21 protein-coding genes, 1 tRNA gene and 1 pseudogene are annotated in these 25150 nt (G+C 60.9%); 14 read left to right on the forward strand and 9 right to left on the reverse strand.

The window, feature by feature from the left end; translation table 11 throughout:
* Positions 1 to 230: 230 nt before the first annotated feature.
* Together HNR59_RS19085 and HNR59_RS21000 are read left to right on the forward strand one after the other, a co-directional pair.
* A tRNA-Met gene (locus HNR59_RS19085) sits at positions 231 to 307 on the forward strand.
* Positions 308 to 506: 199 nt separating this feature from the next.
* Positions 507 to 839: a hypothetical protein gene (locus HNR59_RS21000; protein ID WP_343060869.1), complete on the forward strand. Its 333-nt coding sequence runs from the start codon at positions 507 to 509 to the stop codon at positions 837 to 839.
* A gap of 54 nt (positions 840 to 893) precedes the next feature.
* Here the strand turns inward: HNR59_RS21000 and HNR59_RS21005 are convergent.
* A pseudogene (locus HNR59_RS21005) lies at positions 894 to 1874 on the reverse strand (recombinase family protein); the annotation flags it as partial.
* Here HNR59_RS21005 and HNR59_RS21010 point away from each other — a divergent pair.
* The gene (locus tag HNR59_RS21010; RefSeq protein ID WP_343060870.1) at positions 1797 to 2159 is read left to right on the forward strand and encodes a hypothetical protein; all 363 of its coding nucleotides are present in this window, start codon (positions 1797 to 1799) and stop codon (positions 2157 to 2159) included. The pseudogene HNR59_RS21005 and the gene HNR59_RS21010 overlap by 78 nt on opposite strands.
* 383 nt (positions 2160 to 2542) lie before the next feature.
* On the opposite strand, the gene HNR59_RS19095 is transcribed toward HNR59_RS21010, so the two are convergent.
* The 7 genes from HNR59_RS19095 to HNR59_RS19125 all read right to left on the reverse strand — a co-directional run bounded on the left by HNR59_RS19095 (position 2543) and on the right by HNR59_RS19125 (position 16994).
* Positions 2543 to 4507, reverse strand: a complete 1965-nt coding sequence (locus HNR59_RS19095; protein ID WP_183832649.1) for an AAA family ATPase — start codon at positions 4505 to 4507, stop codon at positions 2543 to 2545.
* A 5-nt stretch (positions 4508 to 4512) separates the two neighbouring features.
* Positions 4513 to 10077, reverse strand: coding sequence for a DEAD/DEAH box helicase (locus tag HNR59_RS19100; protein ID WP_183832650.1), 5565 nt, complete (start codon positions 10075 to 10077; stop codon positions 4513 to 4515).
* A 21-nt stretch (positions 10078 to 10098) separates the two neighbouring features.
* A complete protein-coding gene (locus HNR59_RS19105; RefSeq protein WP_183832651.1) occupies positions 10099 to 11175 on the reverse strand; it encodes a hypothetical protein in 1077 nt (358 codons plus the stop codon).
* Entirely contained in the window at positions 11172 to 14030 is a 2859-nt protein-coding gene (locus tag HNR59_RS19110) for a hypothetical protein (protein WP_183832845.1), read from the reverse strand. Before HNR59_RS19110 ends, HNR59_RS19105 begins: the two co-directional genes overlap by 4 nt.
* 15 nt (positions 14031 to 14045) lie before the next feature.
* Positions 14046 to 15269 (reverse strand): Druantia anti-phage system protein DruA, encoded by a 1224-nt coding sequence (locus HNR59_RS19115; RefSeq protein WP_183832652.1) that lies wholly within the window; start codon positions 15267 to 15269, stop codon positions 14046 to 14048.
* Positions 15270 to 15382: 113 nt separating this feature from the next.
* Positions 15383 to 16408, reverse strand: coding sequence for a nucleotidyl transferase AbiEii/AbiGii toxin family protein (locus HNR59_RS19120; RefSeq protein WP_183832653.1), 1026 nt, complete (start codon positions 16406 to 16408; stop codon positions 15383 to 15385).
* A complete protein-coding gene (locus tag HNR59_RS19125) occupies positions 16401 to 16994 on the reverse strand; it encodes a DUF6088 family protein (protein WP_183832654.1) in 594 nt (197 codons plus the stop codon). Before HNR59_RS19125 ends, HNR59_RS19120 begins: the two co-directional genes overlap by 8 nt.
* Before the next feature lie 284 nt (positions 16995 to 17278).
* Between HNR59_RS19125 and HNR59_RS19130 the strand changes: the two genes are divergently transcribed.
* The 8 genes from HNR59_RS19130 to HNR59_RS20850 all read left to right on the forward strand — a co-directional run bounded on the left by HNR59_RS19130 (position 17279) and on the right by HNR59_RS20850 (position 23360).
* Entirely contained in the window at positions 17279 to 18232 is a 954-nt protein-coding gene (locus HNR59_RS19130) for an ArdC family protein (RefSeq protein ID WP_183832655.1), read from the forward strand.
* A complete protein-coding gene (locus tag HNR59_RS19135; RefSeq protein ID WP_183832656.1) occupies positions 18232 to 18567 on the forward strand; it encodes a hypothetical protein in 336 nt (111 codons plus the stop codon). Before HNR59_RS19130 ends, HNR59_RS19135 begins: the two co-directional genes overlap by 1 nt.
* 112 nt (positions 18568 to 18679) lie before the next feature.
* Positions 18680 to 20800: a ParB/RepB/Spo0J family partition protein gene (locus HNR59_RS19140; RefSeq protein ID WP_183832657.1), complete on the forward strand. Its 2121-nt coding sequence runs from the start codon at positions 18680 to 18682 to the stop codon at positions 20798 to 20800.
* Positions 20801 to 20901: 101 nt separating this feature from the next.
* The gene (locus tag HNR59_RS19145; RefSeq protein ID WP_183832658.1) at positions 20902 to 21378 is read left to right on the forward strand and encodes a hypothetical protein; all 477 of its coding nucleotides are present in this window, start codon (positions 20902 to 20904) and stop codon (positions 21376 to 21378) included.
* A 72-nt stretch (positions 21379 to 21450) separates the two neighbouring features.
* Positions 21451 to 21783 (forward strand): hypothetical protein, encoded by a 333-nt coding sequence (locus tag HNR59_RS19150; protein WP_210307458.1) that lies wholly within the window; start codon positions 21451 to 21453, stop codon positions 21781 to 21783.
* Positions 21780 to 22079: a hypothetical protein gene (locus tag HNR59_RS19155; protein WP_183832660.1), complete on the forward strand. Its 300-nt coding sequence runs from the start codon at positions 21780 to 21782 to the stop codon at positions 22077 to 22079. Before HNR59_RS19150 ends, HNR59_RS19155 begins: the two co-directional genes overlap by 4 nt.
* Positions 22080 to 22175: 96 nt before the next feature.
* On the forward strand, positions 22176 to 22598 hold the full coding sequence (locus HNR59_RS19160) for an antirestriction protein (protein ID WP_183832661.1): 423 nt from the start codon (positions 22176 to 22178) through the stop codon (positions 22596 to 22598).
* Between the two features lie 102 nt (positions 22599 to 22700).
* A complete protein-coding gene (locus HNR59_RS20850; protein ID WP_246374865.1) occupies positions 22701 to 23360 on the forward strand; it encodes a hypothetical protein in 660 nt (219 codons plus the stop codon).
* On the opposite strand, the gene HNR59_RS19170 is transcribed toward HNR59_RS20850, so the two are convergent.
* Entirely contained in the window at positions 23357 to 23533 is a 177-nt protein-coding gene (locus HNR59_RS19170) for a hypothetical protein (RefSeq protein WP_183832662.1), read from the reverse strand. The genes HNR59_RS20850 and HNR59_RS19170 overlap by 4 nt on opposite strands.
* 209 nt (positions 23534 to 23742) lie before the next feature.
* Here HNR59_RS19170 and HNR59_RS19175 point away from each other — a divergent pair, with 209 nt between their 5' ends.
* From HNR59_RS19175 to HNR59_RS19185, 3 genes are all read left to right on the forward strand, one after another.
* Positions 23743 to 23907, forward strand: a complete 165-nt coding sequence (locus tag HNR59_RS19175; protein WP_166435462.1) for a hypothetical protein — start codon at positions 23743 to 23745, stop codon at positions 23905 to 23907.
* 175 nt (positions 23908 to 24082) lie between these two features.
* The gene (locus tag HNR59_RS19180; protein ID WP_183832663.1) at positions 24083 to 24451 is read left to right on the forward strand and encodes a thermonuclease family protein; all 369 of its coding nucleotides are present in this window, start codon (positions 24083 to 24085) and stop codon (positions 24449 to 24451) included.
* A gap of 99 nt (positions 24452 to 24550) precedes the next feature.
* Positions 24551 to 25108 carry a hypothetical protein gene (locus HNR59_RS19185; RefSeq protein WP_183832664.1) on the forward strand — a complete coding sequence of 186 codons (558 nt, stop codon included), beginning with the start codon at positions 24551 to 24553 and terminating at the stop codon, positions 25106 to 25108.
* The last annotated feature ends 42 nt before the right edge of the window (positions 25109 to 25150 follow it).

A 25150-nucleotide genomic window follows, 5' to 3' on the forward strand; every position in this document is an offset into this window, starting at 1 on the left:
CGGCCGTGAAACGCCCCAGCGCCGATGGTACTTCGTCTAAAGACGCGGGAGAGTAGGTCGCTGCCAGGTCTGCAAAACGCATGAAAATCTTCTCTTAAGAAATAAGATTTAACTGGACCGGAATTAAGCGACGGATAGCCGAAAAAACTATCCGAAAGCCGCTTGACTTCGTCGCAGATTGGGATATTAAGCGGCCTCCTTGATGCCGCTCCCGAGCGCGACAAGGTTGACGCGGGATGGAGCAGCCCGGTAGCTCGTCAGGCTCATAACCTGAAGGTCGTTGGTTCAAATCCAACTCCCGCAACCAACGATCCCTGCGATAGCAGGTTGTCCAGAGCCTCGGCCTCCGCAAGGAAGTCGGGGTTTTTCTTGCCGGCCGTAAACCGCAGGATCGCACCGAGATCGCCGCGCAGGACGATGGCCAGTTCGCCATTGTCCGGCATCAGCGTTACCTGGTCGACCAGCGACCGGAAGGTCTCGGCGGCGCGGGCGCGGCCGTCCTCGTCTTGCAGGTGTTCGTAGAGCTGGCCGATCCGCTGCGCATAGAGCGCCGCCATGTTGGGATGCAGCAGGGGCGGCGGTTCGTCCGCAGTGGCCAGCTTCTCCGTCAACTCGGCCTTGCGGGCCTCCAGCTTCTCGATCTTCTCCTTCAGCTTCAGCGGTGGGACGCCTTGCAGGATTGCGTCGATAGCCTTGTCAAGTTCGCGGTCCGTGCGCTCCAGTTCCCGCTTCCAACCCTCCAGATCCGCGCCGCGCTCGATGCGCAGCCGGTTCACCTCTTTGGTGAACTCGGTGCAGAACTCCTTGAACAGCGCGGGGTCCATCAGATGCTTGCGTAGCCCGTTGAGGATCGAGGCCTCCAGCGCATCGCGGCGGATGTTGAGCCGGTTGTCGCAGGTGCCCTTGTTGCGCGCGGTTGAGCAGCCGAGCAGGTCCTTCGAGATCATCGAATAGCCGCCCCCGCAGCAGCCGCATTTGACCAGCCCCGCGAAGAGATGCTTCGGGCGCCGGCGGTCGTTCATGAAGTTGGTGGTCTTCTCGGCTTTGGGTTCATAGGCAAGCCGGTTCTGGCGCTCCTTCACGGCCGCCCAGACATCATCGGGAATGATCCGCAGTTCGGGAACCTCCTGCGTCACCCATTCAGATTCCGGGTTCAGGCGGGACACGCGCCGCCCGGTATCGGGATCCTTGATGTAGCGCAGCCGGTTCCAGACCAGCCTGCCGATATAGAGTTCGTTGTTCAGGATGCCGGTGCCCCGTTTCGGATTGCCGTGAATGGTCGATGGCCCCCATTCCTTGCCTTGGGGACCCGCGATTCCTTCCCGGTTCAATGCCATCGCAATCGCACGCGACGACTGGCCGTCGAGATAACCGGCGTAGATGCGGCGCACGATCCCGGCTTCGGTCTCGTCGATGGTTCGGTCGCCGCGCACGGCTTCACCACGATCATCGAACTTCTTCACTACGTCGTAGCCGTAACAGAGCCCGCCACCCGACTTGCCGTCCTCGACCCGACCGCGCAGGCCGCGACGGGTCTTGTCGGCCAGGTCTTTCAGGAAAAGCGCATTCATCGTGCCCTTCAGGCCGACATGGAGATGGGTGATCTCCCCCTCGGACAGGGTGAACATCTTCACATCGGCATAGGTCATGCGCTTGAAGATGCCGGCGATGTCTTCCTGATCCCGTGACAGGCGATCCATCGCTTCGGCCATGATCATGTCGAAGCGGCCGCGCCCGGAATCCGAAATCAGCGCCTGGATGCCGGAGCGCAGGATCATGCTGGAGCCGGAGATGGCATGGTCGGTATATTCCTCGACGACCGTCCAGCCTTCCTTCTCGGCGCGCAGCCGACACATGCGAAGCTGATCCGTGATCGAGGCGTCGCGTTGGTTGTCGGACGAATAGCGGGCGTAGAGCGCGACTCTCATGCGCGGGCCTCCTCAGTCGGGGAGGCGGTCACGCGGCAGCCGGGCGGTCTCCTGTTGGACGAAATCGCGCGCGGCCTGCCGGGCGAGTTGGCGGACAAGATCGACGAGGCGAGGGTCCGGTTCCTGAGCCTCGGCCACGCGCGCCACGGCCTCATCGCTGGTCTGGGTGACCAGTCGAAGCTTCGTGGCTGTGGTTTGCCGTTGCCGAGCCATCCTCGTCCCGCTTGCTGAATTGCCTGCGTGTAGTTTACGCAGCAATTCCGAACGGTTACAGAGAAGCGCCCGGCGGCGTTCGGGCAGGAATGGAGGGCAGGATCGGGCATTGGCGTAGTCCTGAGCAGCATGGCGTCGCGCAAATACTGGCGCGATGCTGTGCGAATGGGCGGCTCGCCAAGGGATTTGAACATCTGCTCGCACAGCAAAACGTTCCAGCCATGTCCTGATATCAGTCTAACGTCGATGAGGTGTCGGTTGCAATACAGACCGAAAAGACAGCCTTGCCTTAGGCTGCCTACCGCGAATCGTCGCGTCCGCCATAGAACCCCATACTGGTTGGGTTGAATAGCGCTCAAAACTGCTGCCATACATCAGATGTGATCGCCAATTCAGCGGCGTCAAAGCGTTATCCATTCAATGAAATCTGAACTCCGCTTCTGCACCCTCATGAGCGCATCTTTCACAACCGAGGGCTGCTTTGACACATTGATGACCAACGTATCCATCGCTCGGGTCAGGGGGATCATCATCCATTGCGCGGCAAAAGCCGCCGCAAGATCCTCCTTGGGTTCAAATAATCCACCAAGATTCGGCGGTGATGCCAACCATTGTTGGTATTTGTAATCATAGAAATCATCAAAGGCGTAGTTGATAACGGTCCAGCCTTCGAGCCCGCGGCAGGAGTCATATTGCACGATCCGCAAAGCGTCGCGTTCCGTTGGATAAATTTCCCGGACGTCAGACGATGATGCGTCCCAAACGACGCCTCCGTTCTGGCGAATAGTCCGTCCCGGTATCGAGTAGGTATCTTCACCGTCGTGGACCACCAGCGATGGCGGAACGCATGCAAGTAGATCGACAGGGTAGTTTCCGAGTTCCGCGGCTTCCCCGAAAATCTGACTCAACAACGCAGTTTGACCGGACATGTCACCCTCAACGATGATGACCCGTCCTCCATTGGCGTCTGGATTTGGTTCGAGATCCCAGTTCTGAAGGCCGAGGGAATCAGCGCAATCGGCTACGAAATGCGCGAGATTAGCCTTCATTCTCAAGCACCGCCGCAACCGGCGTGGCCGCATCTTTTCCCGTGCAAGTCCCGATGACCAATCCGCTACGGATGCCCGCACATACTGATCGACTCCGTCGGCCACAACAATGCGTTCGGGTTGGTAGACTGCCCGCAAAATCTCGATTTCATTGGATGGCCAATCCTGCCCTTCATCGACGAAGATTGCGTCCCAGGCAAAATCATCGGCGTTGTCCTGAAGGACGCTCTCAAGGTCATCACGGGAAAGCGCTCCGCTACGAATGTAGTCCAGGAGAGTTTCCTTGTGTTCCTCGTAGCGCTCCAAAAAGCTATCGTAAGTCTTGATGATGCCGAGTTCATGCATCAGGCGGCCGACGAACGCATGCACCGTTTCAATCCGGATGCCGCCTTTTTCGATCTGGTGAGGGACACCGAGCAGTGCCATCGTGCGTCTCATGTCGGCGACAAGTGCCTTGTTGTAGGTCAGCACGAGCGACCGCATCCGGTTACTGTCATAGGCACGATACGCCATCTGAAGAAGGATGACGGTCTTCCCAACGCCGCCTCTGCCACGGACTACGACTTGCCTATGTGTCAGATCATCGAGCCAGGCCTCGGGCAGTGCTGCCTTGACAATGCGATCCATGCGCCGCCGGTCGAGCGGCGTGGGCTCCATGGTCTGAAGCAAAGTGGACTCCGACGAGAACACTGAATCGAAGACATCCTCCGAGCCGAAGCTGAGCGTTACGCGGCGGTCGTTGTTCGCCGGAGACGACACTTGGCCCAAAATGTTCAGAATGCGTTCGAAGCTCGCATCGATGCCGAAACAGTTGTGCGGCCGTTTAGGGAGGTCGGGCTCACGCAGTCCGGAAAAGAAAATCAGATCCTGGAGATAGATCTTCGGCACACCGTTCCGCGCAAGGTACTTCTTGAGTTCGAATACCTGCTGCCGGGCCTTCTCGGTCACGCACTCCCAACCTCTGGGATACCTTACCGAAGCAACCTTGTCGTCGAACCTAACACCCGTCGCATCGTGTGATTTGGCCTCAATGACAAGGGCGAAGTTGCGCACCCAAGCGCGCCGCGGAACGAAAGGCTCGCCCTCACGCGGATAGAATTTGAACTCAATGTCAAACTCGCGTGGCTCAGAGAACTGCCCCACCACAAAAAGGTCGATGTCTTCGATCGGATGTCCGTAAAGCTTAAGGCCAACGAAAATCTTCACATGATCGTCGGGGTGCTGGCTGAGGTCGGGCCAGACGGCAAGCAATTGCTTTCGCAAATGCAGTGCTGCCTCGTATTCTTTCCCTTCGCCGACGCCAACCAGTTCTATCATCTACTTCAACCGGTGACCTGCTGGTAGATGGTGCGCGTTGCCGTTGGAAGGTTACCCCGTATGACGAGTTCATTCTCGACAATGACCTGGTACTCAGTGCCGCTGTCGCGAAATTCAGCTATCGTCGGATCAGCGGGATGACCTGTCGTCAACGGCCCCGAAAGTGCAATGACGAACTTCCGACCTTTGCATTCAGCAAGAATTGGAGCCGTTACCGACTTTCCATTCCCATAGGCGATTTTTGGCCCAGCCTCGAATGTCGCCATCCCCTCGTCGCGCCGGAGGAGATCGTTCAGCAACAAGGCTGTAGATCGCTTGAGGCGTTCAGCGCTGAATCCGGGATTCTGTCCTGTCAGCAGATATTCCAGCAGTTCAGCGCCCACATGCCTGTCGAGCAGGCGATGTTCGAATTTGTTCTTAAAGCTCCGCAAACAGCGGTAGCACGAAGCGTCACAGTCCTCGGGGCAGGTTTTCAGCAACTGGAGTGCGCGCTGGAACAGCTCAAGTCCGCGATCTGCAAACTGACTCGCAAAGCCCGCGCCGCCAGGAAGCGTGTCATAGAGAAAGATCTCTGCTTCCAACCCGCTTTTCCCCGCAGGAGTGAGCGCAGGTCGATACTCGGCCATCAACTCACCAGGCTCGATCTCCAGTATCTGGCATGCCGCCTTGGCAAGTGCTTCGCTGACAGTTCGCAGCGCGACATCCGTTGAATAGTGTCCCGGCTTCAGCTTGAGCGGCGCGGCCACGCGCATTGAGAACAGCGCGATGTCCGTGATGAAATCGGTCCCAAGCACGAGGTGGCGTGTCGGTCCAATGCCATCACACATGAGTTTGTCGTCATCATCCGGATAAGGCTTGCGGTGGGGCGCCGCCAGGATCGACGAAGGGGTGTTGCTCGCTTCTATTCGGCCGCATTTGACACAGTAGTTGTATCCTTCTTGCTGCGGACCCGTATTCGACACCAGGAGGTGCCGCCGAGTTTTCAAGCTACGGATTCGCTCATTAGCTTCGGACCAGCCCTCATCGTCTCCCGGCGTTCCCATCGTCAACTTCGCTCGGGTGGCGTAGCTAGTTTCCGGAATTTCGTCTGGAGACGTCATCTCCTCGACGCCGATCGGGTGAGCAAATCCCGGCGGCCGCATCCAGTAGCGAGCGGGCCCAAATGTGTTTTCGCCACCGCATGCCTCGCAATCAGTCGTGTCATTGCGGACGATTTCACCCGCTTCGAACGTCCTCGCGAAACCACAGTCGCTGCATTCCATGTAGAGACGTTTGCTCTCCCAAGCGTGGAAGCGGTCGTCCTTCATGACCGAATAGATGGCCCCCGAGGTGTAGCACTTACCCGCAATCCAGACCTGTTTGTCCGGCGCATATTGGGAAAGCGCTATCGGCAAGCCCTGTGAGGGCGCGAATTTCATGATGTGTCTGTGGCGGGACGACCGGTCGCGGTCGAATACGTGGAAGGTCGCAACATCAGTCGGAAATGCGTATCGAGGTAGCTTCCCGCAGTAAAGGAGGCGGTCCAGCATCTTGCCGGGGCTGGAAGCCTGCTGCGGGTGTTCTTCTCCTTCCTCAGCTGCTTCTTCGTCACCGGCGATATCGTCGTCGTCCTCATCCTCGGTCTCGTCCTCTTCACCGGGACCAGGGGCGATGGCCTCGTCCACAGCTTGAAGGCAATCACTGACGAACTCACCTAGGAGAAGAGCCCGATCGTCTCCGGATAGCTGCTCAGGAATCCACCCGGCTATGCGGGTACGCAACGTCTCCTCATTGTCGGCGAGCCATGCCGCGAAGTCATCCCGATTCAAGAGCGAATCCGCCTTCCGAAAACCGGAGACACTTCCCAGAACAGAAAATAGATCGTGTGGTTGGTCAGGGTCGATGATCGGAAGGCGATCCTGGTGATAGTTCTGCAGGAGGAACGCGCGGATGTGGCGGCGCACGATCTCAGGGTTGTCCAATGTCAGTTTCGGGTCGACGACATCACCCCGGATCATCTCGTCGGGCTGGGAGAAATAGTGCTCATCATGGCTGTCTGCGCTCCCAAACGCGACGACTGTGGCTACAGCATTGCCGCGGCGACCTGCACGGCCTGCCCGCTGCTGATAGTTAGCACGCCCAGGCGGCATGTTTCGCAGGGCCACGCCTGACAATGCTCCGAGGTCGATACCGACTTCCATAGTCGTCGTGCTGGACAAAATGTCGATTGCGGTGGAACGCCCTCCAAGACCGCTCCCACTCAGCGCGATATCCTGGAACAAGAGCTCATTTTCTTCTGCTTTGGAGAACACATCCTCGTTTTGCGGCGCGTTGAGCTGGGCAGTGTGTTCAGCGGCAATGAGAGCCATCGGCTGCCGCGGCGGGTCCTCAAGTGCCTGCGTAACCGGTTTGCGATAAAAACCTTTGCGCGCAAGAAAGACCGGGTCGGCATCTGGATCAAGCGCGGAGACGGTATCACTTCCGCAGTCAAGGCAGCTTTCAATGCCAGGGATAGGACGATGGACCGATTTGCAACTTGAGCAATGCACCCAGGCACCATCAAACTGGAGCGAAAGCTCGCTGCCGTTCAGGCACCGATACCCACTCTCCACTGATTGCGTGAACCACTTGAGCAGTTCCGGCGACCAGCTATCCCAAAAGACCTTCCTGGCGGCCTTATCGTCGATGACGGATTCAATCGCCTTGATCTTAGCTTTCGGGTTTCGCGGCTTGACCCGAAACCCTTCTGATGGCGGCCGATTAATCCAGGTGCCCGGCATCTGCGCAAGCCTGAAGCCGTTGTTGTTCCAGCACCGCAACCAGTAACGCGCGATCGCAAGTTTGGCCTCATCGGTCTCAGCGAACCCCGGTATCGGCGGCAGGCCCAATATCTTCTTTGTGTGGCGATCGCTTTCTTTCAAAGTTGCGAGCGCCAGGGGTTCCATCCCCCAAAACCTGTCGGTCAAGGTCGTCAGCATGCTGCTAAGCAGCGACTCCGGCGGACGGTGAGCCCGAATTTCCAACAGCAGGCTCAACAAGGTCGACGGATCTTCCAGTTCATCCTGGCGGACCGCCTCGTCTACAACTTCTTCAGCATCAAAGTTTTCCCCGCCCCGCATTTCCGGACGCAGGCGCACGTTCAGGCGTTTAGAGGCGAGCAACACACCAAAATATAGGTCGTCGAGATTCAGGTGCGGGCGAATTGCATCCTGTTCCTTGAGCCAATTGAAGCCGCTGATGATCAGGGGGCGGAGAGAATCTCGCTCGGAATACATCTGCAGATTGGGTGCGAGGCGAGCTGCCACTTGTCGGGAGTCCGAGAAGGCGAGCACTTTGCGGCCGCGCAGAGGAGCAAATGGTGTCGCTTCTTGTGGCCCTGGAGGCTGAATTTGGATTTGTCGGGCGAGTAACGCCTGGAAGGGCTGGTCACCCTTGGTTTGATGGTCTTGCACATAGCTGCGCCCAAAGCGTGCCGTCTTGCCGCAAACCGCGCACGGAGTGAACTGACCACGTGACTCGAAGCTGTTGTCGTTCTCATTCTCGTCATCGGCGGTATCGTTCAGTCGATCCTGACGGATGAAGACCGTTCGCATGCGCGGTCCGGGTGTGAGCGGATTCAGTTGCCCTGTTTCCAGATCGTAGTCGGCTGGTTCGGCGCCATCGTCGTGCGCAGGCTGCTCAAGAAGCAAGTCGATAGGTAGCAACGGGCTTGTCTCTCCACTCGCCATGCGCAACTGCTCTCCCGGCTCGGACCAGAGAGCACGCGGTGAATCGACGTCGTCGGTATAGGCGCGAGCGTAAGCGGTCCCGCAGTTGCGGCAGGTGAACAACTCAAGGACCCGGGCACCACACCCGCATTCTTCCGACGGCTGCGAGTACATCTTCCCGCAGATGCCATCACGTTGATCCTCGGAGAGCTCGCTGCAGTCTGGGTCCATACAAACCCAAAGGCCAGGCAAGCCCCGAAAGAAGTTGTGTATGCGGCAGGGCAGCAATCCGGGTAGATTCGGCTCCGGCCTCGCAACGCTACCGAGCGCCATCAGGACAGTAACGGCTTCATCGGCGGTTTTGGCCGGAACATCGCCGGCAAACAGAAAAGTGCCAAGCTCGGCGATGGGCCGGGCTTCCTTCATCGTCGCATTAATTAGTGCGCACATAGCAGGGAACGATTTCAACGCATCGAAGAGCCCACGTTCTGTCGATTCCGCACCCGTAACGCCTCGGTAGTCGAGCAACGGCGTAATCAATGCCAGCTTGGCATCGTCAGAATCCGCCTCGTAGAATGCATTCAGATCAATCCCGGAAAGGGCTTCGGCGTCCTCCAACGTTCCCTTCCCGGCACCTTCCTTGAGATCGAGTGTGCCTTCGATTGGAACGAAGGTATCAGCCGGGACGCCGGAGAGTTGCGATCCAAACGCCGGGGCATAGTCAGCATCTTTGAAACTCGCTGTCGCGCAGATGATCCGGAAACGGTCTTCCGGGACACCGATCCGGTCCCGCAACCGTCTTAGCAGCAGTCCCACTTCTGCGCCGGCGGCACCGCGATAGAGGTGCGCTTCGTCGAGCACCACCAGAAAGGTCTCGTTCGGGTTGTCAGCAAGCCACTCACGTGTCCTGTCAAAGATTGCTCGCTCAATCGGCCGCATGAGCATGTATTCGAGCATCGAGTAGTTCGTGACGAGCAGGTCAGGCGGTGCGGCATGGACTTCGTGTCGCGTCAGAAGTTCGGAGTCGTCAGGCAGCGTAACCGCCCTGACGAACTCTCCCGTCTTCCGGTCTTGCCAAGCGCTGCCCTTTTGCCCGAACCAGGCTTCCAGATCGGGTTTTGCTGGCCATTTGCCGCGATCCTTCAAGGCGGTCAGCAACTCTACAGCTTGTGCCTTTTCTTCGGCATCGTCGCTGTCCGCACGCCTGAGCACGTCGACGTAGAAGCTGTCGAAGGATTGTAGTCGCGACGAATCCTTCTTCGACGTGCGAATGCCCGCATACGGGGTCCGGCTTGTATATCGGGCAAATCGAGGTGGGCGGCCACACCACTCCTTGAAGGAACTGACGAGGCGCGGGTCGCCCAGCAAGGCGCGAAGTCGCCCCAACTGGTCGTTTACGAGCGCATTCATCGGATACATGATTAGCGCCCGCATCGCGGGCTGCTCAGCGAAGACACTGGGACGCGTTTGCGCCTCCTGCGCAAACTTGCCCAGGATCGGAAGAAGGAAAGATTCCGTCTTTCCCGAACCCGTCCCCGTCATGATGACCAGATTCTTTCCATCGATGAGGTTGTGACGAAGCGACTCCGCCTGGTGCTTGTACGGAGGATCGTAAATCAACCGCGGAAGGCCTTCGCTCGGAGAACTCAATCGTGAAAAGAGCGTCTGCGCGGCCGACGGCAGTCCGACCATTGAGCCGAATGTATCGCCCGTTTGGTATTTAGGCGTCGATTCGAGATAAGGGACGCGATGAATGACACCGTCACGTTCAAGAAGGTGTTGCCGCTGCGCAATCAACGATGGGGCACTTATGTGGTATGTCGCCTCGATATAGTCACTCAGCGAGCCGTGCAGGTTTTCTATAGTTTCTTTAATTGTCTGCATACTTGTCCCCCTCCCGCATTCTTACGCGTCCGTCGGCACCAGCCACAAGTTTTCCTGAAGATTTTTTTCTTCTTCTGCCGCCTCTGCCACGGGAATCTCGTACGCGAACAAGCTGCGGCTACGTGGACGTTCGTGACCGAGAACCATCAATCGGCGCTGCGCCCAGAGTGGCAACGGCGAAAAGAAATCGAAACGGACACCGGCATCTGTGGCGCTGCGCCTGTATTGCTGCGGATGTCCCGCTATGCGGTCAATCGCCATCTGTAAGTGCCACGCGGCATCGCATCCGCGCCAACGAAAGTGCCTGAGAGGCAAGTCGACGATCCGCTTCAACGTGCCATCGGCGAGTTCTGCGAAGTTCCAGAGTGGCGCGCCGAACTCCTGCGGCCGGCGTGCGACAAATGTACCGGTCTGCCCACGCGGTGCGCCCCATCGCCCGCGATAATAGGTCACCTTGGTGTCTCGATCGAGGATCTCGAGACCGGATACCGGTCCGCATGTCGGCTGAGAGGCCAGTTGATTTTCGAAACGTTGGATCAACTGTTCAGGGGTCTGCGCTTTGGGCGATCGGAGCCACACGGACTCAGACAATTGATGCAGTCCGTGCGCGATCAACTGCTCGATCAGATCCTCGCCGGGCTCGGGTGCGATAAACTGCGTCACGTGGGAGCGGACCACGCGCCGCGCCAGGTGTTCCGGCAAGAAGATGTCCTGATCGGGAGCGATTCCGGTCAAGAAGATGCTTCCGGTACGGCGAACCACAAAAGATGGCGGCGCCGCAAATACCCAGGTTCCTTTAGCGTCTGGTTCATCGGTCGCGACATCGGATAGCTCTAGCAAGTCACCGGCGACGATCATGGCCTCGGTCAGATTGTCCAGCCGATCGGCGAGTGCTTCGAAGTCCGGCTGCAAGTATGAAAGGCTTTCCATGAGGGCGGCGCGAAGCGCGGTCCTTGAACATGGACAGTGTATCCCTGCTGCACGCCGCAGGAGGCCCGCCAACAGAATGTCGTCAAGCCCAGAAGGCTCGATCCCCATGCCAAGCGCCGTACGGCAGCAGCCCAAAACCTCATCCGGAGTGAGTTCAGTGATCGTCATTCCCACCTCGGCAGCAATTCTATGGGCCGATTTTCCACGCACGCATGGCTGAGCGCGACGATCCGGGCTCCGCGTAGCAACAAAGGTTTCGCCAGAATGCGTTTGAGAAGGTCCGGCAGCCTGTCACGGTAGAGGCGCGGCACCTCGTGCGGACGGCTGGCTATATCGACTGCCAGGGAGCAAAGCGCTTGGTCGGAACAAACGCCATAGCGTGCGGCCAAATCGGCATACCAGCCCACAATCGCCTTTCTTCCACCTTCGATGCTCAGGGCATCACGACGCAGCACGGACGGAAAACCTCCCCTGTGATCAAGCAACGATTGCAGATGATCGAGACCCTTTTCACGATCGCTGCTTCGCATGAAAGCGGCCTCGGCTCGGCCCCAATCTCGACCGGCCAAGGCCCCATAAAGGCGAGTGGTCAGGCCAACCACGACCTGCCCCCGCCGTGCGTTGGCAAGGAAGCCCGCAAGCCGCGCTGACCTCCAGTAGCGCAATATCCTCATATGCTTGATGATGGATTTGGGGCTGTCGGCAATGCGGGCGTAGACAGGATGAACACCCAAGCCCTCCAGGCCGCTACCGGACAGCCCGGTGCTCACGATGACCAAGTCCCGGAACTTGCCGTGTTGGACGATAAACAGCCCGCCTGGCGACTGGACATCGAACCCCGCAAGGGCTTCTCCAGCATCGAGGCGCTCGATCCTGGTTGGTGTCTCCATGCTGAAAAAGCGGCATTTCGGTTCCGCGTCTTCTTGCCCTGTATCGTCGATAAGCCGAAGCGCAACGGCTTCGCCTTGATGACGCAAGACCCAGCGGACCGGAAGCGCATCGTGGTCGAACCGGACGAAGAACCGCCCAAGTTCCTGCCCCTCGATTGTGAGAAGGCCGGAAGCAGCCTCAAGGTATCGCCACTCCGCGTGTTGCTGCTGCAGGAATTCCTGGAACCGCCTTTCCCAAATTTCTGGAAGAATCGGCAGGTCGACTGGTGGGCAGACCTGGGCGCCATAGATCTCCTCGCCTTTGGCATCCTCAAGGCTCACATGCGGGGTAACCTGACGACCTTCGGGACCGAAAACCGTTAGGTCCAACTCATTCTCCCAAAACACGTCCAGTGTAGCGTCATGCGGATTGCTGGTGACCACAAGGCCTACATGCGAGGTCGTTCCGGGTATCCATGGTTCAGGTTCGCGTATTCTGAGTTCCAGAAAACCTTCATGCGAGGGCGGTGCCGTTTCATCCAGAGCCCCACTTCGGTGCGCTTTGACGTTGAGGCGATATGTCCCCGCCGCCAATTGCGGTAGTTGAATGAAGGTTGGCTGTCCCGGCTCCCCGGCCGGAAAGGTCGCGGTCGCGTCATCATCGAGCGTGACACGGTAGGAATCCACGGGATGATCGGGAACAATCCCGAAACACGGCTTTTCGGTCGTCAGCCATTCGCTTCGCCCTTCTCCATCCCAGTTCCGGCCGGGCAAACCAGCAGGCCAGACACGGATGGTTCTGGCAAGTTCGAGATTTCGTATCCGCAGCCATTGAATATATGCGGCGGACACATCGGAAGGCACCGAAACTCGGATGGCGCGGATATCGCTGCATTCGATGGCGCAGCCTGTCATGCCATCTTGCAGGTCTTCAAATTCTTCGGGCGACGCCAAAATGTAATCATAGCCGGGGCGCATCAGACGGCTGGCAATTTCGCGGGCGATGCCGTCAGCGCCAATGCGGAAGAGCCAGATCGGACCCGGACTCATCCGGCATTCGCTCTCAAGAAGATGATCGACGACTCCGTTTGAAGTCTCGAAACTGACCAGCGGCCTGGACGGGTCAGGCCAAGCCTTGAGAACCGCACGGCGGTTGCCGGACAGGACCCAGCCTGCCGGCCGTCTGACATCATCGCCATTCAACTTCGAGCGGGTCTGCCGAAGAAACTGCTGGATATCCGGATTGAGAGCGGCAATTGCCTTGAAATTGGGGACGTCGATCACGAGCGTCCAACGCCCGTCGCCGGCATATCGCAGCCGCAAATCGGGCCGAATGTCAGGCCTGGTAGCCTGCAGCCGCCGCTCGACTGAATCTTGGCCGTCGCCGAAGGTTCGCGGCGCGGCGCCCCGACCAATGCCCTTGAAGCGATCAGCTACAACGCGACTTGCCTCTCTAAGCCAACCACGGGCGTGTCGCATCTGCTCGAGATCGGCAACGATTCGATTGAGCGTCGCGGGCAAAAGCGGCTCTTCGCCTTCACGTGGGTCTTGGTGCAGAAGCGCAAGGACGATACGGCCGACCAACTCCTCTTGCTGGAGGAACTGCTCGAAACGAGTCGATGCGTAGTAGATATTGCTCGCGATCAAACGGCCAATTACCGCAGGCTCGATCGTTGTCAGTCGCGCGAGCATGAAGCGCAGATCATATAACGTCCGAGCAAATTGCTGCTGCAAATAGCGGGGCAAAACGGCATGGGTGATCGGCCAGGCGATTATGCTGAAATGCGACGCCCATGGTCCGGAAGGAACTACGCCATTGTAGGTTGATTGGAATTTCGAAAACCAAGCCGTGACGCGGTACCGGTCTCGGGAATCCCAGCCAGGTGTGACATCCTCGAAAGACTGCCAATATTCACCGCCTTCGTAAGTATATCCCCTTTCTGCTGCATAGATTGTCCAGAGCAACCAGTGCGGCGCCAGTCGCAGTCCGGTGTTCAGACGTGCCCGTAGCTGCTCGGCGATTTCCTCCAGTTCGCCATCATCCAGACCGTGCTCCAGAGCGAAAAGAGGAAAGCCGGACGCCGCGCGACGCTCTGCAAGCGCCGCGAAATGTCGCTCCATTTTCTTCTGCCAATCGTCCAGAGACACAGTCATGGCCAACTATGACCCTCAGCCCGTGTCCTTGAACAGATCTGAGCTTTTTAGCTGGTTGCGGAGCATGCGGGTCTGATTCCCGAAGAGATCGATGAGGTCACTCGCATCCCAGTCCTTGAATTCAGGCCTGCGCTTGGCACGAGGTATCGTCCACCGCTCGAGCGCCAACTCGGATATTTCCTTGGCAGAGAGGAGTTCTCCGACGTCAGGCTTCCCCTTTCCAGTGCGCAATATCTTGGCTGCGTTCTTGGCGAGTTCACAAATGAAGACCTCGCGCTGAACTCCATGTCGCAGCATGTCTTCTTTGAAACCGAGCGCTGAAAGTGCTGCCCTTGTGGTTCGCAGACGCCAGTTTGGTCCTTGGCCGAAACGGTGTTGGTCTGCATAGGTATGGTCGATATCGCGCAGGTAATCACGCAATTCTGAAAACAACCGATCCGGTATGTGAAAGTGTCCCCACCCGCCTGTATAGCCAATGGATTTCAGATACTGCTGTCCCCCCAGCTTGAGGCGGTTATAGACCGACGATCGCCCCATAGAAGACGATGTGATAACAGCGAGGAGTCGCGCCTTTTTCTCCTCTTTCGAAATTATTCCAGTGGACCCGCCATAGGTCCGTGCAAAATCATCATACAGATCCCGGCTCCGAAGCAAGCACGCAACAAGTTTACCTCCCAGGAGTGCGTTGTAGGGAGGGATAGCTCCAAGAACATAGGCATCCATCAGATTGACGAGGCGGGCACTTCTGTCATGCGTATCCCAGCCAATGAGTCTGTCTCTCACAGCAAGGTTGAAGACTGGATCCCCGACGGCAATGAGACCCATCAGCTTGCCGTTATTTTCATCCCAGACGAGATACCGCATACGCCTGCCAAAACCATTTGAAACCGGGACGGACCATGTCAGTGACGCGAGGCGAAACAGATCGCCTTGCCGCGTCCCCGCCGATACGCGCTCGAGTATCGGTGAAATTCTAGTGGCATCAATTTCCCTGCCAGATGCAAAGTGCCCCAACAGTTTCTCGGCCTTGGCGGCAATGAATTCACGGTTTGCCCGAAGCCGCTCCTCCCGCTGGGCACGATGGAGCGTGCGTACAATATCCTTTCCTGACCCCTGAATTTGGAGTGCGCCTTCATCAGATTTTTCAAAACCTAAGGCATGCAGATGTCGGCGGAGTTTTCGCTTTATGTTGGCCTCTCGTGAGGCAATATTGATTATCGAAACCTTGTTACTGTTCATTTCCTACTGTCCCCCGTCCGATCTTTCTACATCCGTACTTGATGCGACCGTCTGACCACAAGACGGCCTCGGCTCGAAAATCCACGAATGTACCCTTACGACTCCGTTCATTCTTATTGGGTCAGACGCGTTGACCGGTTCGCACGTTTGGCGACGTCGGAACATCTTTCCATCAAGGTTCCGAAGGTTTCCGCGTCTTCCAGCAGCAATCCGTCATCCACCATTCGCCGGTAGTCATCTTCGAGCGCCTCCGATGCCTTGCCGTCCGGAACGAGGTGGAGATGGCCGTTGACGGCGGCTCCATAGTCGATTGCGGTTCCATCAGCGGCCTTCTCCGCGAAGAACATCGATTTGTGTGTGGCCACCGCATTGGCGAGTTCGCGATCGGCGAAGGCTGCCTCGGCAAGCCCGGCATCGTCCAGTCGCGCAATGTCGTGCCAGTGACGTGCGAAACGCTCGCCGCGCAGCCGTTCCTGCAAGCAAAAGACGTGGATCGCCGTCGCCTTTTCCCAGAACGTCCGCTCGGCATGCATCACCCTTGGACGCGCCACCGGGAAGTCCACGCCGTCGAGCGATTCCGCGGCATCACAAACAACGTCTCTGTAGCTGGCCGGCTCCCCCGTCGAGCGCGCCCCGAATTCGAGCATCACATTGGGTGACACATAGCCCGACCCAGTGGCGGTGGCCTCGTACTCGACGAACAGCCTGTCGCCATCCACGCGTGTTTTTGCGGCGAGACTGCCAGCGGCAATCGCTTTTGAGAGAATGGGGTCGACTTCCGCCGCAACCCAATCCGGAAGACGATGCCGCACGGCCTTCGACCAGCGCCGCTCCTCGCTGCGTGACTTCGGCAGCGCCTCTCCGTCCTCACCAACGAGATCGGGCGCGAGCGCTCGAATATCATAGGTGAGATCGACGTCTTCGGAGAATCTCCGGATAACGCCATATCCTTTCGACAGCGATGTTCCGCCCTTGAAGACCAGATGCTCGCCCAGCGGTGATCCGTAGAGCGTGGCGAGCGTCCAGACGACCCAGACATCCTTCTCAAGCAGATGTGCAGGTCGCCCCGTTGCATCCGCCGCGACGCCCAAGGCGTCGCGGCGGTCATCGAGCGACAGTCCAAGGAACGCTTCAGCCATAGGCCACCTTGCCCAAGCTTTGCGCGAGCCAGGTGGGAAACTGCGGAGCCGCCGACACCAGTTCTTCGAACGTGTTCGGTGGCAGCGTTCGTTTCAATTTCTTGAGCGCCGGTTCCGCCTGCTCGGGACCGAGCCACGCCAGAGCGCGAACTGCCTCACCGGCCGGCCTGTCGGCAAGCGCCAGTTGCCACCGCGGCGCGTGCCGGAGTTCGACGACCTGCTTGCCCAGCTTCATATTGCGGCTGCGGCCCGATGTCAGGAAGATCGAGCGAACCGGCACCTGTGTGGTCAAACCGAGTGTGTTTGCCGCCGCCGCACCGGCGGACACGATCACCTCACCGCGCTGCCTGCTAAGCGCCTCGACCGCCTGTTCCACCGAAGGTGTGCGTGTGCCGAACCGCCCTTCGACGGAACGAAGGTAGACACCGCGACCGGCCCGGATCAGGTGGCCTCGCTCGGCAAGACGCGACAAGGCCTGATCCACCGCGGCCCGTTTTCCGAGATGGAGCAAGCCTTTGGCCGAGATAGGTTCCCCTTCGGGCAATCTCTTCGCATGGGCCAGAATCTGTTCGGTCAGTCTTTGCACGTGTCATCTCCTGTCAGAAGTATATGCGAGTTTCTGACACTTTTCAATCTTTATACGTTGGTAGCTGCAACTTGGGGCATTCGCGGCCACCGGACGAAGACGAATTTCCTGAATATCCGGGAGGGGAAAGCCTTCCCCTGCGGCCGAGCCTGTCGTCTCGGCCGACCCCTTCGAGCCGAGGATTCCGCTGCAACACCCCCTTTAGAGGCAGAGTACGGGCGGGTTTGCCGTGACGGGTTGAGGGCTGGAGAGCGGGTCTCCGGCGCCCGTCGCGGAGAACCGCGATGTCGAGAAATGACCCCACCCTACGCACCGGATCGGACCGGACGAACCTTTACGACGAAATCACCGACAAGATCATCGCCGAGCTGGAGGCCGGGCGCTTTCCGTGGGCCCAGCCATGGGGCAAGGCCACGGCCAAGGCCCCGCTCGGCCTGCCCCGGAACGCCAGTACCGGCCGCAGCTATAGCGGCATCAATATCCTGATCCTCTGGGGCGCCGTGGTCCAGCACGGTTTCCCCGGTCAGGGCTGGCTCACCTTCCGCCAGGCGCTGTCGCTCGGCGGCAATGTCCGCAAGGGCGAGCGCGGCACCACCGTCGTCTATGCCGACCGCTTCACGCCCGAAGACGAGAAGCGGCGGGCGCGCGAGACCGGCGAGGAACCCGGCAGCATCCCGTTCCTGAAGCGGTTCACCGTGTTCAACGCCGCCCAATGCGAGGGTCTTCCCGAGGATATTGCCGTGGCCATGCCGCCTCCGCTGCCCGGCCTGATCGAGCCGAGGGTCGAGGCGCTCATCAGGGCCACCGGCATCGACTTTCGCATTGGCGGGGATCGCGCCTATTATGCCCCCGCCCATGACTATGTGCAGGTGCCGCCGCCGCAGGCGTATTTCGAGCCGATAAACTGGCATCGCACGGCCCTGCACGAGATTTCGCACGCGAGCGGCCATCGCAGCCGGCTCGACCGCGATCTTTCTGGCTCCTTCGGGACGAAGAAATACGCCTTCGAGGAGATGATCGCGGAGATTTCAAGCGCCTTTTGCTGCGCGTCCCTTGGGATCGTGCCGACCGTTCGTCATGCCGATTATGTCGGGTCGTGGCTGGAGGTGATGCGCGAAGATTCCCGCGCCATCGTGCGGGCCGCCTCGCAGGCGAGCAAGGCCGCCGATTGGATTCTGGCGCATCTGCCGGATGTGGGCGGCGCCACCGCCACCGATAACGAGCGAGAGGCAGCGTAATGGACCGCGAGCGCCTGCGCGTCATGCTCGCGCGCATGGAAACCGCTCTGGCCGAAACCCGCGCCAACCTCGCCCGCGTGGAACAGGGTCTCAGTGACCGGGCCGAGGCCGAGACGATCCGCCAGCGCCCGAAGAAGCGGCATTATCATCGCCGCATGACCCGCTGGACCGGAGCCGACGAGACCGCGTATCGGCGCGTCCTCGACGAGATGCTGAACGTAACCGGCCCGGAGATCGAGCGCCTCCGACGCCGGATCGCACGGCAGGACGCGGCCATCGAGACGTTGCGCCGGAAATACGGCGTGAACGCGGAGCGGCCGCGGCTCTTCTTCTGATCGCGGCGCGGTGATCGGTGCCGGGGCGGTGAGAGGGAGAGAGGGGATGGGGTTTCGTGACGGGTTGGAGGCTGAGAGAGAGGCTCTCGGCGCCCGTCGCGGAGTAACCCAGATGGCCACTGCCACGCAGAAGATCACCCTGTCGTCCTCGCGCGACATTCCCTTCAACAAGCTGGTGCTCAGCCAGTCCAATGTCCGGCGCGTGAAGGCCGGCGTCTCGGTCGAGGAACTGGCCGAGTCCATCGCCCGGCGCGGGCTGATCCAGTCCCTGCATGTCCGCCCCGAGCTCGACGCGGAGGGCAAGGAGACCGGCCTCTTCGAGGTGCCTGCCGGCGGCCGGCGCTATCGGGCGCTGGAACTGCTGGTCAAGCAGAAGCGCCTCAACAAGACCGCGCCGGTGCCCTGCGTCGTTTCGGACACCGGAGACGACATCCTGATCGACGAGGTCTCGCTTGCCGAGAATATCGAACGTGCGCCGCTGCATCCGCTCGATCAGTTCCGCGCCTTCCAGGTGCTGCGCGAGAAGGGCATGAGCGAGGAGGAAATCGCCGCCGCCTTCTTCGTCGATGCCAAGGTGGTCAAGCAGCGCCTTCGCCTGGTCTCGGTCTCGCCCGTGCTGCTCGATGTCTATGCCGAGGATGGCATGACGCTGGAACAGCTCATGGCCTTCACCGTCTCGGAGGATCACACTCGTCAGGAACAGGTCTGGGATGCGATCCGGGACGGCTGGCAGAAGGAACCTTACTATATTCGCCGCCTGCTCACCGAAACCACGGTGCGCGCCTCCGACAAGCGGGCGCTCTTCGTCGGCATCGATGCCTATGAGGCGGCCGGCGGCTATGTGCTGCGCGATCTATTTCAGCAGGACGATGGCGGCTGGCTTCAGGACCCGGTGCTGCTCGACCGGCTGGCCGGCGAGAAGCTGAAGGCCGAGGCGGAGACCATCGCCGACGAAGGCTGGAAGTGGATCGAGATCGCGGTGGACTTCCCCTACGGCCACACCAGCGGCTTGCGCCGTCTGGCCGGCACCACCATCGACCTGACCGACGAGGAGCGCGCGGAACGCGAGAAGCTGCGGGACGAGTTCGACGCGCTGGAGGCAGAATATGCCCAGGCCGACGAATTCCCCGACGAGGTGGATGCGCGCCTCGGCGAGATCGAGGAAGCGCTGGACGCCCTGGAATCCCGGCCAATGGTCTACGACGCGGATCAGATGGCCCGTGCCGGTGTCTTCGTCAGCATCCGCCATGACGGCCAGCTTGCCGTCGAGCGTGGCTATGTCCGCCCCGAAGACGAGGCGGTGGAAGGCCAGGAAGGCGATGATGCCGATGGTGCATCTGCCGAAGGCAGCGCGGACGGCAGCGTCCAGCGCGCCGTCATCACCGTGGGTGGGGCCGCGCCTGAGACCGGCGAGGACGAAGAGGTTGAGACCATCCGGCCGCTGCCCGATCGCCTCGTCAGCGAACTGACCGCGCATCGCACCCTTGCGCTTCGGGATGCGGTGGCGATGAACCCGCATGTCGCCATGACGGCGCTGCTGCATCGGCTGGTCACGGATTGCTTCCTGCCGCATTCCACCAAGGGGTGCCTGGAGGCCCATGTCCGGGAGGTTCACTTCCCGGCACAAGCCGAGGATCTGGGCGAAAGCGCCTCGGCGAAGTCCATCCAGGATCGGCATGAACGCTGGGGCGATCACATCCCTGCCGACGATGCGGCGCTCTGGGACTGGCTCGCAGATCAGGACGACGACACCCGCATGGAGCTGCTCGCCCATTGCGTCAGCTTCGGCGTCAACGCCCTGCACGAGAAGCCCAATCCCTATAGTGGCATGGGCGTCAGCCAGCACGGTCTCGACGTGCGCCTGTCCCAGGCCGAACGGCTGGCGCGGGCGACCGGGCTCGACATGGTGGCGGTGGGCTGGCGGCCGACCGTCGGAAACTATCTCGGCCGCGTAACCAAGCCGCGGATCGTCGAGGCGGTGCGCGAAGGCGTCGGCGAAAGGGCTGCCCAGCTCATCGACCACCTGAAGAAGGGCGACATGGCCAAGGAGGCCGAGCGGCTTCTGGCCGAGACCGGCTGGCTGCCGGAGCCTCTGCGCCCCGCCATGGAGACGCAGGCCGTGGATGGCGGGGTCGACCAGGAGGACGACGCTGCTGTGCTGCCGGCCTTCCTCGCCGGCGACGACGATGACGCGGCCGCCGACGATCCGGTGGCCCTCGCAGCCGCCGAGTGACAGCCCCCGCGCGGGGTGGCTTCGGTCGCCCCGCCTTCCATCCCTTCCACCTCAAGGCCCGGCATTCCGCCGGGCCGTTTTCGTTTCAGGAGACCAGAACCATGTCCGCATCCCTCATCTTCGACATCGCGCCGCTCGGCTCGCTCGTCGCCTATAGCGACGGCCAGCCCAAGCCGCCCGCGCGCTTCACCAAAAAGCTGGCTGCGTGGAAATCCCGCAATGGCGTCGGCCGTCTCGTGCGCAAGGAACCGGGCCGCGAGCGTCCGACCTATACGACCCCGCCGTCCTTCACCCTGCATGAGGGCGATTTCGGCGAAGGCGGTATCATCCTGATCACCGTCATGCGCAGCTACGGCATCGACAGCGATCTGAGCTTCCGGGTGATCGAGCGCCCCAAGATCGGTCAGGTCCGCGTCCTGCAAGACGTCGGCGAGAATGTCGAGATGCTGCACCTCGCCGAGGATCGCGAGGCGGCCGAACTCTGGCTGGCCAGCAAAGGATACAGCCGCGCCCGTCTGGAGGAGATCACCGCCGATGAGGTGAGCGCCGCCGCGATCGAGGGTCGTGCCGCCGCGTGACGCCTGCTTTCGACATCCATCTGGCCCGCCGTCGCAGGACGGCGGGCCGTTTTGTTTCAGGAGACAATGACCATGCTGTCCATTTCCGATCACACCCGCTGCCGCCCCGTTCCGCAAACCGTCCATGTCGCTATCTATGAGCATCGTCATGGCACGGATGTTCGTGTCTTCCTCGACGCGGCCCAAGCCCAGGCATGGCGCACCCGCATCGCCAGAGAATGGTGGCACCACGAGTTCGATGACGATCCACCGCCCGAGGATGAGATCGGCGCGGAATATTTCGAGCGGATGCTGGAGCGCGACGAGTTCTTCTCGACAATGACCTGTGAGATCGAGGGCAGCCGTCACGAGCCCACCGATCCGGCAAGCCCCGTTCCGGGCACCGGGCACGGAGGCACGACATGATGACGGTCGATGAGATCTTCGCCGACGATCGCCGCAATCCTCCCTCGGAGCGTTCGCTTCCGTGGGAGGAAACGCAGGGTGGCATCACCGTCGTCGTGGAGCCGAAACCGCATTGGGCCGAGGACATGCGCGCCTTTCGGCTCGATGCCCGTGAATATTGCCGCTACGCCGACTGGCACGCGCATGGCGCCCGAGCACGGTTCTACGGCCATATCGACACCTCCGGCGACGATGTGATGATGAAGGCCCGCGCCATGATCGCGCGCGAAATCGCCGATGGGCTTTGGGAGATGTGAGAGGCAGAGGACGGAAGGGATTGGGCGAGGTCCGGACAGGTGGAGAGAGCGGCATCCGGCCTCACTGTCCCCTTCCGCTCTCAGGAGACCTCGACCATGACAATGCCCACAACCGATCATCATACCGCGTCGATCGTGCCCGAGGATGACCGCGAGCGGTTTCTGCCCTCCCTTTTCGGGCTTCCCCTGCTGATCGTCGCCGAGAACGCCGTCTATAGCTTCATGGAGCGTCTCAGCCCGAGCGACTATGGCGGCGGCTTCTGGAACTTCTACGAATATGCGGGCCAGCCGCTGTTCATGGCGCCGACCTCCCGACCGCGTTTCCGGATCGACAACCAGATCACCGAATATAGTGGCGAGGTTTCGGCCGAGGCCGCCGGGATCATCGCCACGCTCTTTACCTTCTCCCACCTGTCGTTCCGCTATGAGTCCGACCGCCTCGTCGACGGCTATCATCGGCTCTACGACTATTCGACCCGTCACCCCGAGGCGCGGGCGATCTTCGCGGCCATCGACTGACCGCCATACGCGCCCTGCCATGCAGCGGGGCGCGTCTTTTCCCATCGCTCACACCGTCCCGCCCGGCCATCGCGCCGGGCTTCATCGTTTCAGGAGGCCGATATGCCCGACTATACCATCGAAACCATGTATCACCTGCCGGTCTACCGGCGTCGCACCTACCGGGCCGCGACGGTCGCGCAAGCCTGCCGCCTGGCCGTCGAGGACGAAGACTGGGCGGCCGGATCGCTCGATCACGATAGCGCCGAAGAAACCTTTGTCACCGGCATCTGGGACGGTGCGGATGCCGCCTGGTCCGGTTCCGCGCTCCCGGTTCCCGCGCAGTTCGAGGAGACGGTTCAGCGCAAGGCCGGGCATTTCGAGACCCTGCTCGGGCTTCTCAAGATGATGCTTGCCGATGTGCGCGCCGGCCGCGCCTCTTCGGAAGAATGGGTCGAGCGCGCGGAACAGGCCGTGGGGCTTGGCGAGGCGATCCTCGCCGGTGCGCGTGGTCCCGATCCGCAGGGACGGGACGGCGATCCCCGGCCGGATCGTGGCGAGGATGCACAAGAACATCTGTCACTCGCCGCTACGGCCGCCGAGCGCGATGCCGTTCTCACCGGCCTCCGGCTGTTGCAGCGGGCCATCGAGACCGACAGTCTCGCGCCATTGCTTCGGGACATCCTCACCAATGGCGGCGCGCATCCCGGACTCGATCCAGACGCGATCGACACATTATGCGAGCGGCTCAACATCCAGGGCGGTCACCAGGACCGTCACTAGCCGGCGCGCGGCATCACGGCGATCGTCGCATCATCGACCATGAGGCCGCCATCGCGTTCGGCGGGCACTTCTGTTCCGCCCCCGGCCTGAAACACGATCCTGATACCTGCATGGCGGTAAGGCTGGCGCGGCGGAGCATCTGCGACGGGTATCGGGCATCCTGTCAGAGGCAAAACACCACCCCCGCTTCCATTCGCAAACCTTGGTCCGATCCGTCTCTTTGCAGTCAACCCGCAGGGGGTCGGCTACGCGCGCGTGCCGCCCTCGCGGATTCGGGACATATGCCCGAACGCGCGAGGGTGATTGCAGATCCGATCAGACACTTCGGGCGCCTGTCGCGCGGGGGATGGTCCCCCGCCTCCAAAGACAGGAGCCGGAACCCATGTCTTATGCAGATGCCACCGCCTTCGCCGCCAGCCTCGCCACCACGCTGATGGTCGAGATCGTCGTGTTCCAGGCCGGGGATGGAACCCACGGCGCTTGCCCCGCCGCCGAGTTCGACGGCGACGAGGAGATGGTGGAGTTGGAGCTCGATCCGTGGAGCTGAGGCGCGAAAGCGCCTCACCCCGACGGCCCGGTGCCCAGGCGCAGCCGGGCCTTCTGCCGTCAATCGCCGCCAATTGCCGCTTGCGTGCCGGTCCGCATTGCGATCCCGGCTCGCATCGGAAAGAACTGTCGGCGATCACGACGATTTCGCTCCTTCAAGATGAAAGCCTTTTGCCATGCTCAGCCACATCGTCGTTTCCGTTCTGCTCTGCACGGCATCCTGCGAACCGGCCGAAATCCGGGTTTGGGATGGAGACTCCATCCGCCTGGGCACGACGCGGCAAGCGGAAGCGGTTCGGATCTTCAACATCGATGCCCCCGAGATCGAGGGGCAATGCGCCTCTGAATCCGATCGCGCGCTGCAAGCGAAGACCAGGCTCGCCGACCTCCTGCATGGGCGGCGCGTTGAAATCCTGCGTCAGGGCGCGGACCGCTATGGCCGGACCCTAGCCGCGATCCGCGTCCAAGGCCGTGACGTCGGCGATATTCTCGTCGGCGAAGGGCTGGCTCGAACCTGGACCGGACGCCGGGAACCGTGGTGCTGATCCACCGCCACAGAAGGAGAGTGAGAGTGCGGGCCGGATTGGCCGTGACGGGTTGCAGGCGGGAGAGAGGCTTCCGCCATCCGTCGCGGAGTATTCCCCATGACCATATCCCGCCAAACTACGTTCGCTCCCATCGGCGAAATCGTCGCGCGCGATATGCTGCCCCGGCTGCACCGCGCCCAGAGGCTGCCCCTGCACATCTCCTGCATTGGCACCGCCCGTTACGATGGTCTCGGTGATGCCGACGGTTTCGACTGCTCGGTCGTCATCGGCGAGTGTCCATCCCCGGAAGACGCCATGACCGTCGCCAGCCAGCGCGTCGCGCGCTGCGACGTCCGCCTCAGCTCGGACGATACGCTGCGTTTCCGCCCGCGCATCATGGCCATTCAGGACAGTGACAAGGGCCTGGTTCTCGCCGGAGAGGTCCGGGCCGGGATCGTCCTCTGGCAGCAACCTGTCGCGTCCGATGCCGAGGCCCGCCGGGTCGTCACCGACGCCAGCCGGCTGCGCGGCGTGGCCTTCGCGGCATCCGGGCGCGGCGATGCGGCATCCGCCCGCGATCACCGCTACCGGGCCAGCCTGCTCGAGGCCCGGCTGGTCGATCCTTTCTGGCGCGAGACCGCCGCAGAACTTCTGCGGCTGCCGCAAGCCGCCTGATTCCTCTGCAACTTTCCTATCCACTTTGCCCGGCCTTGCGCC

The organism is Aquamicrobium lusatiense (genome assembly GCF_014201615.1).
Classification (GTDB): domain Bacteria; phylum Pseudomonadota; class Alphaproteobacteria; order Rhizobiales; family Rhizobiaceae; genus Mesorhizobium; species Mesorhizobium lusatiense.

Excerpts from the sequence above, each read along its gene's own strand:
- HNR59_RS19130 (WP_183832655.1), top strand. The coding sequence starts at position 17,279 with ATGTCGAGAAATGACCCCACCCTACGCACCGGATCGGACCGGACGAAC.
- HNR59_RS19175 (WP_166435462.1), top strand. The coding sequence starts at position 23,743 with ATGTCTTATGCAGATGCCACCGCCTTCGCCGCCAGCCTCGCCACCACG.
- HNR59_RS19100 (WP_183832650.1), bottom strand. The coding sequence starts at position 10,077 with ATGCAGACAATTAAAGAAACTATAGAAAACCTGCACGGCTCGCTGAGT.
- HNR59_RS21010 (WP_343060870.1), top strand. The coding sequence starts at position 1,797 with ATGGTCGGTATATTCCTCGACGACCGTCCAGCCTTCCTTCTCGGCGCG.
- HNR59_RS19110 (WP_183832845.1), bottom strand. The coding sequence starts at position 14,030 with ATGACTGTGTCTCTGGACGATTGGCAGAAGAAAATGGAGCGACATTTC.
- HNR59_RS19185 (WP_183832664.1), top strand. The coding sequence starts at position 24,551 with ATGACCATATCCCGCCAAACTACGTTCGCTCCCATCGGCGAAATCGTC.
- HNR59_RS19120 (WP_183832653.1), bottom strand. The coding sequence starts at position 16,408 with ATGGCTGAAGCGTTCCTTGGACTGTCGCTCGATGACCGCCGCGACGCC.
- HNR59_RS20850 (WP_246374865.1), top strand. The coding sequence starts at position 22,701 with ATGCCCGACTATACCATCGAAACCATGTATCACCTGCCGGTCTACCGG.
- HNR59_RS19140 (WP_183832657.1), top strand. The coding sequence starts at position 18,680 with ATGGCCACTGCCACGCAGAAGATCACCCTGTCGTCCTCGCGCGACATT.
- HNR59_RS19150 (WP_210307458.1), top strand. The coding sequence starts at position 21,451 with ATGCTGTCCATTTCCGATCACACCCGCTGCCGCCCCGTTCCGCAAACC.
- HNR59_RS19145 (WP_183832658.1), top strand. The coding sequence starts at position 20,902 with ATGTCCGCATCCCTCATCTTCGACATCGCGCCGCTCGGCTCGCTCGTC.
- HNR59_RS19115 (WP_183832652.1), bottom strand. The coding sequence starts at position 15,269 with ATGAACAGTAACAAGGTTTCGATAATCAATATTGCCTCACGAGAGGCC.
- HNR59_RS19180 (WP_183832663.1), top strand. The coding sequence starts at position 24,083 with ATGCTCAGCCACATCGTCGTTTCCGTTCTGCTCTGCACGGCATCCTGC.
- HNR59_RS19105 (WP_183832651.1), bottom strand. The coding sequence starts at position 11,175 with ATGACGATCACTGAACTCACTCCGGATGAGGTTTTGGGCTGCTGCCGT.
- HNR59_RS19155 (WP_183832660.1), top strand. The coding sequence starts at position 21,780 with ATGATGACGGTCGATGAGATCTTCGCCGACGATCGCCGCAATCCTCCC.
- HNR59_RS19160 (WP_183832661.1), top strand. The coding sequence starts at position 22,176 with ATGACAATGCCCACAACCGATCATCATACCGCGTCGATCGTGCCCGAG.
- HNR59_RS19095 (WP_183832649.1), bottom strand. The coding sequence starts at position 4,507 with ATGATAGAACTGGTTGGCGTCGGCGAAGGGAAAGAATACGAGGCAGCA.
- HNR59_RS19135 (WP_183832656.1), top strand. The coding sequence starts at position 18,232 with ATGGACCGCGAGCGCCTGCGCGTCATGCTCGCGCGCATGGAAACCGCT.